4 protein-coding genes are annotated in these 9,885 nt (G+C 36.9%); 2 read left to right on the top strand and 2 right to left on the bottom strand.

Annotated features, from left to right (window positions below):
* Positions 1–131 precede the first annotated feature (131 nt).
* A complete protein-coding gene (locus IKK64_02970) occupies positions 132–1,286 on the top strand; it encodes a cell surface protein (protein ID MBR4119023.1) in 1,155 nt (384 codons plus the stop codon).
* A gap of 24 nt (positions 1,287–1,310) precedes the next feature.
* Positions 1,311–3,092, top strand: coding sequence for a DUF4465 domain-containing protein (locus IKK64_02965; protein MBR4119022.1), 1,782 nt, complete (start codon positions 1,311–1,313; stop codon positions 3,090–3,092).
* Positions 3,093–3,206: 114 nt separating this feature from the next.
* Here IKK64_02965 and IKK64_02960 read toward each other — a convergent pair whose 3' ends face one another.
* Together IKK64_02960 and IKK64_02955 are read right to left on the bottom strand one after the other, a co-directional pair.
* A complete protein-coding gene (locus tag IKK64_02960) occupies positions 3,207–5,630 on the bottom strand; it encodes an Ig-like domain-containing protein (GenBank protein ID MBR4119021.1) in 2,424 nt (807 codons plus the stop codon).
* A gap of 9 nt (positions 5,631–5,639) precedes the next feature.
* Positions 5,640–9,872, bottom strand: a complete 4,233-nt coding sequence (locus tag IKK64_02955) for a leucine-rich repeat protein (GenBank protein ID MBR4119020.1) — start codon at positions 9,870–9,872, stop codon at positions 5,640–5,642.
* Between the last annotated feature and the right edge of the window lie 13 nt (positions 9,873–9,885).

Below are 9,885 nucleotides of genomic sequence, written 5' to 3'. Positions count from 1 at the left end.
GTGTTTATATGCGATGCCAAAAACTATGTATCATCGGGAACAATAACCTGTTACTCACCACAAGGCACAAAGCGTTGGAGCGTGTTTACAGGAGATATACCCTCATCAATAGAATTTATATACAAGTAATTATGAAAAGAATACATTTTATAACAACAATCCTATCGGCAATACTACTGATAGGTTGCCATAACGGACCCGATATAACATCAATAGGCGTTGATGACAACTATTCGGTACCACGTCTACAAAAACTCGCACTTGCAACAGGAGCAAGAGGAGATAGTTTCAAATGGGAGATAATATCTGAAAGCGGAGAGGTAACACTACTATCAGAGGATAGAGAGTGCATATTTGTTGCCGAGAAGAGCGGAAATTACTCACTAATCCTCACAATAGAGGACGACGGGGAGCAGATTATACAAACCTCTGCAATAGTGGTCCTACCCGAAGAGGTTGAGTACAAAGCAAAAATGTCGAAAGTTTTAGAATTTAATCCGGCACCGGGACAATTCATAAACGACCTGCCCGAATATGAAGAGGGAGACACAAAAGAGATTACCCGACAAAAAACAGAACAATATCTTCTAAACGGCAGTATGGTTTCGCTCGGCTCATTTGGAGGATATATAGTTGTAGGGTTTGACCACACCATAATAAACCGCAAAGGAGAAAAAGATTTCTTTTTAGGTAGTAACGCCTTTACAGGAAGTTCAGAGTGTGGCATTGTATCAGTTTCGTTAGACCGCAACAACAACGGCATTGCCGATGATGAGTGGTACGAACTTGCAGGAAGCGAATACAACAACCCCGAAACAATCAAGAACTATCAAGTAACATATTACCGACCAGAAGAGGGGAAGACACCTATCCCCGGGAAGAACGGAGTTGTAGATAAAGAGTATATAAAGTGGAGCGATAATATGGGAGGAGAAGGCTTTATTGAACAAAACAATTTTACAAACCACTCCCTTGAATATTGGCCACAATGGAGCAACGCCAAAGAACTCACATTCACAAGCACGCTACTACCTGAAAACTACACCATAAAGAGTAACGGACAATACTTCCTTGACAAATATGCATGGGGATATGCCGATAACTATCCCAACCGAGACAAAGAGAACAACTCATTTGATATCTCTTGGGCAGTAAACAGCAACGGCGAAAAAGTAGAACTTATAGGCATAGACTTTATAAAAGTAACAACAGGACTACTACAAAACTGCGGACAGATAGGCGAAAGCTCAACCGAATTTATAGGAGCAGAAGACTTGAATTTGTAACAAACAACTTAAAAATACAATATTATGAAACATCTTTACAAAACTATCATTTGTGTAACCTTTGCACTATTGTTATGCTCTCCGCTATATGCGGCAAAAAAGAGTATTGTATTAGACCTAACACAACCATCAAACCCCACAACATTCACATATAATGATAATGGTGTATGGACAGAGACCTACAACGATGTTGATTATACCTACTGGGAATCTCAAATCTTTATGTTCTCTCACCTAATTGACGGACCTGGCTCATCATGGGACGGCTTGGCTTGGGACGGATTTACAGTAAGTAAAAATGCAAGTGATGCCTCAGCCGAAGACCTTACCTCTACCCAATGGGGCTGTATGGCAAAAGGAGGAATATCGGCTATTGACGGAGAGAACATTACCATTGATGCCAATATCCCATATATTGTAGGATATTACAGCCTTATGTCAACACAACACAATCTCTCAATACTATTTAACGATGGCAATAGTTACACCCCTGAAGGATTCTATATAACAAATACCCCATACGTATATTATAGCACAAAAGATGGATATTTTGTAGCACGAGCATTCACCGAAGAGGGCGATTATCTTAAACTTATTGCACACGGAGTTAAAGCAAACGGAGATGAAACTACAACCGAAATAATCCTTGCCGAGTATAACGATGGAACATTCTCAGCAATTGATGAATGGACATGGTTTGACCTCTCAACATTAGGCGAAGTAACAGAGGTGTACTTCACAATGGAATCAACCGACACTGATCCAACATGGGGAATGAATACACCAGGATACTTCTGTATGGATAAATTTACCGTATCAACAGAAGTTGAAGACGAAGAGGTTGAAGGAATTGTATTAGACCTAACACAACCAACAACACCAACAGAATTTACATTCAATACAACAGGAGAGTGGGCAGAGACCTACAACGATGTTGATTACACACATTGGGAAGCACAAGTATTCCGATTCTCACACCTGATAGGTGGCGAAGGCACATCATACGGAGGAATGGCATGGAACGGATTTACAGTAAGCCAAAACGCAAGTGATGCCTCAGCCGATTACCTATTAGATACCCAATGGGGCTGTATGGCAAAAGGAGGAATATCAGCAGTAAGCGGAGATGAAATTACTGTTGATGCTGAACGCCCATACATAGTAGCAAATTATAGTTCATGGGAGGCAGAAAATAGCCTATCAATAACCTTCAACGATGGCAACAACTATACCCCAGCAGGAATGTACGTTACAAACTCGCCATACCCTTACTACACCAACATAGATGGTAACGACTTTGCAAACGGACTCACTAACGAAGGTGATTGGTTTAAACTAATAGCACACGGAGTAAAAGAGGATAACTCTGAAACAACAGCAGAGTTCACACTTGCCGAGTTCAAGAATGGCTCACTTTCACAAGTAACAGAGTGGACATGGTTTGACCTCACATCACTTGGCTCGGTTAAAGAGGTATATTTCACAATGGAATCAACCGACGCAGGACAATGGGGAATGAACACCCCCGCATACTTCTGTATGGATCGCATTACAGTAAAAAACCCAGTGCCAAGCGGAATAGAAGATTCCACAATAGAGGATAACAATACAACCATATACTACGCTGGTAACAGCATATATGTAACCGCATCAAAAACCGAAGTTGTAAAAGTATATTCAGTAAACGGAGTTGAGGTACTGTCACAACCCGTAAACGAAGGCACAACAACAATCACAACCGCCCCACTACCAAACGGAATATATATAGCAAAGGTTGGTACCAAAGCAATAAAGTTCTCAAAATAATATGTTAAAACAGTAGTTAAAAAATAGAGGCAACTCTATTTAAAGTGAACCCCAAAAGTTTTTGCCAAACTTTGGGGTTCACTTCATTTAAAACAAAACTTCTTATTTAGAAACTTATTTAATAATTACTTTTAAAGAATATTCCCCAGTATTAACTATATAAACACCCGCATATAGCATAAAGAATCTAATTTCACCATCTGAGGCTATCTTATGTGCAATACAAGTTCCGTTAATATTGTAAATAGTAGCCGATTGAGAACCTTTAACTATAATCTCATTACCACGAGTTATTATAGTTGAATTATCCATATTTACAGACTCCACTCCCGACTCATTTGTTACTGTAACAATACAAACATCAGATATTAAAGGATTAGCAATACTCGAAACGCGAATCTCTGCCTCCCCCTCAGCGATAGCTTCAATAAGACCAGTCTGATCGACATACACAACGTTCTCATTTGAAGAGATCCACAAAACACTCTTATCAGTTGCATCAATAGGCAGTATCTCTGCTATAAGTTGATAATTTTCTCCCTCGTTGAGTTGCAAACTTTCATTGCTAATAGAGATTGATAAAGGATATTTAACAACATTTACATTACAAGAGGCATTTACACCTGAACCATCAACCGCAGTAGCCGTAACAGTAGCCGATCCTATACCAACAGCCGTTACTACGCCAAAAGGAGAGACAGTTACCACATTCTCATCACTACTACTCCATTTCAGCTCCTTATTAGAAGCATACGTTGGCGATATTGATGTTGCAATAGTCCTACTCTCATCAACTATTAAATCTAAAGAAGAATACTCAAGAATAATACTCTGAACAAGAGCTCTTTCTATTGTTACCGAAGTCTCAGAGTTTTCAAGAACATATTCTTTAGAATCGTATGTTGAGAATATCTGGTTCTTCAATTCTATCAACTCGCTATCCGATACAACATTTGTTGCTTCAACTTTAAAATTCAGTAATGCCCCACTATCCCCCACAAAGATTGTATTAGAAGGAGAGAAACATGCTATACGAATTCTTCCATCTGTAAAACTCTTCACTGAAATTGTATGGTCAGAAACAATAGGAGTCTGTTCATTCTCTTCCGATGAAGAGAACACCTCAATATTAGAACTTTCAACATCAAATAATCCAATTGAATTATTGGCAACTGCTACATCATCGTTTACCTCAACTGCACTTCCTTGAAACTCTCTGCCATAAACTTTAAATTCGGTCATTTGTAACCAAAATTCAGGTTCATTTGTTGAAATTCTCATACGAACATATCGAGCCTCAGCACCTTTTGCATTACAGGTATAACGGTTAACGATTGAAGAACCCTCTGTTACATTTAATATATCTGATTTAGTAAACGTTGCAATAGTCATCCATGAATCATCTGTCGCATTCACTGATGTTTCAATCGTTGCACCAGTTGGCTGATCAGCATCTGTAAAATATAATTTAATATCTTCAACATTGTAAACCTTGCCTAAGTCTAACATTATATATTTCCCCAGATCTTGAGAAGCGTTAGACCAGAACTTTGTAGTATAACTACCATCAATAAGATTTGTAACATAGTATGATTGATATGCTATAAAGTTTGTAGTTACCTCTTGAACAACAATTTGTTCTTTTTCCCTTTGAAAAGTTGCAACAAACTCTGTATCATCAGTTATTACAGCATTGTAAGGATTTTGTGTTGATACAACCACACCATCAACAGTCCAGTTTTTAAACTCATACCCTTCCGCTGGAGTTGCAGTTAAGGTAACAGAACTACCTTTTGAGACTTTACCCTCCGTAGCCGACACTGTTCCCATTGACTCATTTCCCGATGATGCAAGAACTAAATATTTCGGCAATTCTTGTAATGATGCGCGTGACGTCAACTCAAAAGATTCAGCAACAATATTCAAACCCTCTGGCATATAAATATCGGTCTGAAATGCAGAAAAAGGAGTCTCATTATCAAGAATCATTGATATAGTTTTTGTTTCACCTGCCGATATATTAAAGTCAGGAATATAAAAACTATTATTATAAACATAACCAAGCTCTGCAAAAGAATCAACTAACCTTACATCCTTATTTAATGAATTAGTAAAAAGAACATTAGTTACAGAAATTACACCACCTGTAAAATTCTCTTGAGCCTTAACAGAGACATATAGCAAATCTCCGTTATTCCCGGTAAACGGATTATTCTCTACCGAAAAAGTTCCAAGTCTAAGACTCTTTTCAGTAATTAAATTGCTAACAATACTATATGTATCATCAGCACGAGGTGAAAGCGAAGATTTTACCTTTCCATTAAATTTAACAAACTCCAACCCATCTGGTAGTTCAATATCAACCTGAAAGCCATAAAAATCCTGAGTATTTTCAAGAACGAACTCAATATTTCTGGTTTCACCTGGTTCAATATTTTTGGTATCGATATAAAAACGATCTCCGGCAAATACTTCCGACACTGCTCCTAAGAGTAGTGTCAAAAGTATAAATATATTATGTCTAATAAATATTTTCATACCGATAAATTATTTTACAATTACTTTAGTTACAACATCACCCACAACAACAATATATACACCACTTACAACGCTATGCGACTCAAACGCCGATTGCGCAACAAAGTTAGCAATAGGAGTTCCGTTTGGAGAATATAAAGTAACATTCTCACCTTGAGCATTCTCAATATTAATAATATTGTTATCAACCGTAACAACAATATCCGATACCCCATTAACATTATCTAAGCCTGTTAAATCGCTGTAATGACCTCCAACAGATGCAAGCATATATTCATTTGCTTGAGCATCGGCAGCAATAATATTATGAGCCTCAATATCTCCAATAGAGTTAGCAGCCCCTTTAATCTTTAGTTCTACAATTGCCTCATCATTATCAGCAAAAGTTGCATTATCAAGAGCAAATAGTGCTAATCTGATAGTATTATTATTTAATCGCTTGATAGTTAATTTATGCGATAACTCTGCACGAGATCCTATATTTACACCTTCAACAAGTAAATCATCAGGAACAACAATATCTGCCTGCAAAGCAACATAATCAACAGAATTATCAAGTTTAACAGCAACTGTTTCTGTCTTTTCGGGAGTTATAGAGAAATCATCAATAACAATACAATCCATTTCAGATACATTGCGATACAGATTGTGCTTCTTTAACATTGAAGGAACAATACTTTGCTCAAGAACTACTGCAACAGTTCCCGATGCATCAGACAATGTAATTTGGTTATCCTTATTCACATCAGCAGCCTCAAAACAGAAGTTTGCAGTTTCAATACCAACTGCATAGTTTGCAGTATTAACAGCATCAGTTATTGTAACAACGTCATTATCATTAGAGTCGCCAGTAGTTGGAGGAATAACACTTAAAGAGAACGAAGTTTCAACACCTGAACCATCTGTTCCAGTAGCAGTTATAATAACATCACCTGCTGTAATTGCATTAACAACGCCCAACTCTGAAACAGTAGCCACTTCTTGATTAGAAGAAGACCATACAACAGAAGGATTAGTAGTTGTAACAGGTAAAATGGCTACTGACAATTCCAATGTACGCCCTTTTTTAATAGTCTCTACACCACCATTATCAATAGATATTGACTCCATCAAAGTTGGATCAACAATTATTTTGCAAATGGCTTTCACTCCCGAACCATCAGCAGCAATTGCGGTAATGTCTGCCTCACCAACAGCAACACCCTCAACAACACCATCAGAGTTAACAGTTGCAACAGACTCGTTAGAACTACGCCATATAATCTCCTTATTAACAGCATCATCAGAACCCACTGAAGCAATTAATTCAACACTCTCTTGCGCCTTTATATTTGATTCTGTATGATTTAGAGTAATACTTGTAACAAGTACATCCTCAGTGATAGGTCTGAAACTATACCAATTCTCCCATGTAGGAGAGTACTGATAATAATCAATTGAATATTCAGGAACAAACACAGTTCCGTTAGCCACAACCTCTTCAGGGAAGTTCACCAAACCTTCAGGAGGAAATTCAGCGTATGATTTAACATAAGCAATATTGGTACAACCATCAAAAGAATTTTCTCCAAGAGAAGTAGTCTTATCACTTAACGATACCCATTTCAAACCAGTACAACCTTGAAAGGCTTGTTTAGCCACCGAAGATATACTCTTTATTGTTACACTTGGCAAAGAGGTACAATTAGCAAACGCTTCCACACCAAGACCATAAAGAGTCTCTGGAATCTCTATACCCTCAAGAGCAGAGCAGTTTTTAAATGCTGAGGGACCTATAATCATTAAAGATTCTCCAAGATCAAGATTTCTCAACGAAGTACAATTAGAGAAACTATTATCTGCCACTGAAGTCATACTTGCTGGGAATGAAACATTGTCAAGTGAACTACAACCAGAAAAAGCATAATCTGAAATTTGGCTAAGGTTATTACTAAATCTTACCGATTTAAGAGAAGAACAACCTCTAAATCCCCATAACCCTACCGATCCAATATTATCGGGCAAATATAACTCCTCAAGACCAGAACAATATGAGAACATATATTTATCCACCACACCCACATTCTCTCCAAAAGTAAGATTTTTAAGTGTTGAAATAGAATAAAAAGGAGAACGTTCTGGGCTTTCTGTATTATATGAAAGCCATCTTCCCAAATATAAGGTTTCAATTGGGCAATCTCTAAAAAGACCATAATTACTATTTGAAGCACCCCATGATACTGATAAAGTTTCTGGAGCATCTTCAAAAGTTACTGAAGCAAGGCGTTTACAGTTTCTAAACAGATAACTTTCCATCGAAACAACGGCAGGATGAATTACAATAGATGTAATATTTTCATCACCTGAGAGTAGCCCCTCTTTAAGATGTGTAACCATAGATGGTATCTCAATCCCTTTAAGAGCAGTCATCTCAGCAAAAGAATAACGTCCTAATTCTGTGATACTTTCAGGGAGTAGAAGTGTTTCACAATTGTTTACTCCATAAAGAAGATAATCTTTACAATATGTAATAGTTCCTACCTGAGAAAATTTAACATCGGTCAAATATGATTGATTATAAAATGGAGAGTAACTTGCACCTGTTGTGGGATATGATATATTTCTTCCCATATACAACGACTGTAAACTACAGTCACCAAACATAGAATTATTACTTGCCGATCCCGTACCCAAAGAAATGGCTTTTGAACTATCAGTAAATCTGATGTTCACAATATTTGGAGAATTTTTAAAACAATAGTTTCCTATCGAGGTTGCTTTACTTGGAATGATTAATTCTGTCAATGCAGGGCAGTTAGATAGCGCAGCTCCACCAATAGTTAAACTTAATGAATTCCCTTGTTCTTCATTAAATATGACTGATGCTAAATTAGTATTATTTTCACAAGCATGGTCACCTAATAGTACCAATGGATTAGGGAATGTCAATGAAGTTATACCTGTACAATTAGCAAGAGCGTAACTATGTATACTTTCCATACCCGATGGCATTGTTAATTTAGTTAGGCTACTACATCCATTAAGTAGATGATGATAAAGGAATGTTACTTTTGAACCAATTGTTACAGAACGTAAATTTGTGTGATTTACAAAAGGAGCGCTGGCACGAGTCTCAGTTCTATTTGTTTCTGGATTGTATATTGAAACAGATTCCGAGTATCCTGAATAAGTTAGATTCTTTCCAATGGTCAAGAATCTAATAGGACAATCATAGAAATAATCATATTTTCTATCTCTATAGGTCGTATTAGTCGTTAATGCATCAATTTTAGAACTCCTACAATTACTATTATTAATATTAAGAGTTCCCTCTCCCTCCTTAAATATTAAATATGTAACATTTGTACATCCATAAAAACAGTTAGTTCCCATAGAGGTAACTGTACCTGGAATTGTGAATCGCATTATACCTGAGTTATTCCAGAATACCTCAGAGCCTATAGTTTTCAACCCCTCGTTCATTGTAATAGTAGCAATAGTAGAGTCATTATAGAATGCTTGGTCTCCTATCACTTCAACCGTATTTGGGATTACCATTTCTGATAAAGCAATACAATTTTTAAATGCCTTAGCAGGAACAGACGTCAATGACTTTCCAAGTTTAGCGATAGTAAGTTTAGTACAACTCTCAAAAGCCGAGGCACCCATTGTTGTCAAACTATCAGGTAAAATAACAGCAGTAAAGGAGCGACAATTATAGAAAGCGTTATCACCTATTGTTTTAAGGCCACTTCCAACTGTAACTTCAGTTATACTTGTACAATTACCAAAAGCACTATTTCCTATATCTTTTATTGAATTAGGGAATGTAAGTTTGGTTATATTAGAGCAATTATAAAAGGCTGAGTTTCCAACCGTTTCAATACTTGATCCCAAATTAAGAGTAGCTAATTTTGCACACTCTTGGAAGGTAGAATTACCTATTGTCCTAACATTTGGTAAAGAGAGTATCGTTATAGTAGCATTTTTATAGAATAAATAGTCTGTTAGAGATGTACACCCTTCTCCTATTGTTACTTTTGCGAGTTTAGGTTGATTGTAGAAAGCTGAATATCCATATTTATCAGGATTAGATGCAAAGGGATATGATGAATCACGATCCTTGTATTTAATATTTCTACCAATGTAAACCTCTTCCAATGGACAACTGCTAAATAAACCTTTAGAATAAGAAATAGAATAACTATAATACACTCCTAAATAGACATCAGATGAACCATCTTCAAAACGGACAGACTTCAAAGCTGTACAACCG

The organism is Bacteroidales bacterium (assembly GCA_017521245.1).
In the GTDB taxonomy this organism is placed as follows: domain Bacteria; phylum Bacteroidota; class Bacteroidia; order Bacteroidales; family G3-4614; genus Caccoplasma_A.
Note: the sequence above shows the minus strand (reverse complement) of the source record. Positions and strands in the feature narration are given on the sequence as shown.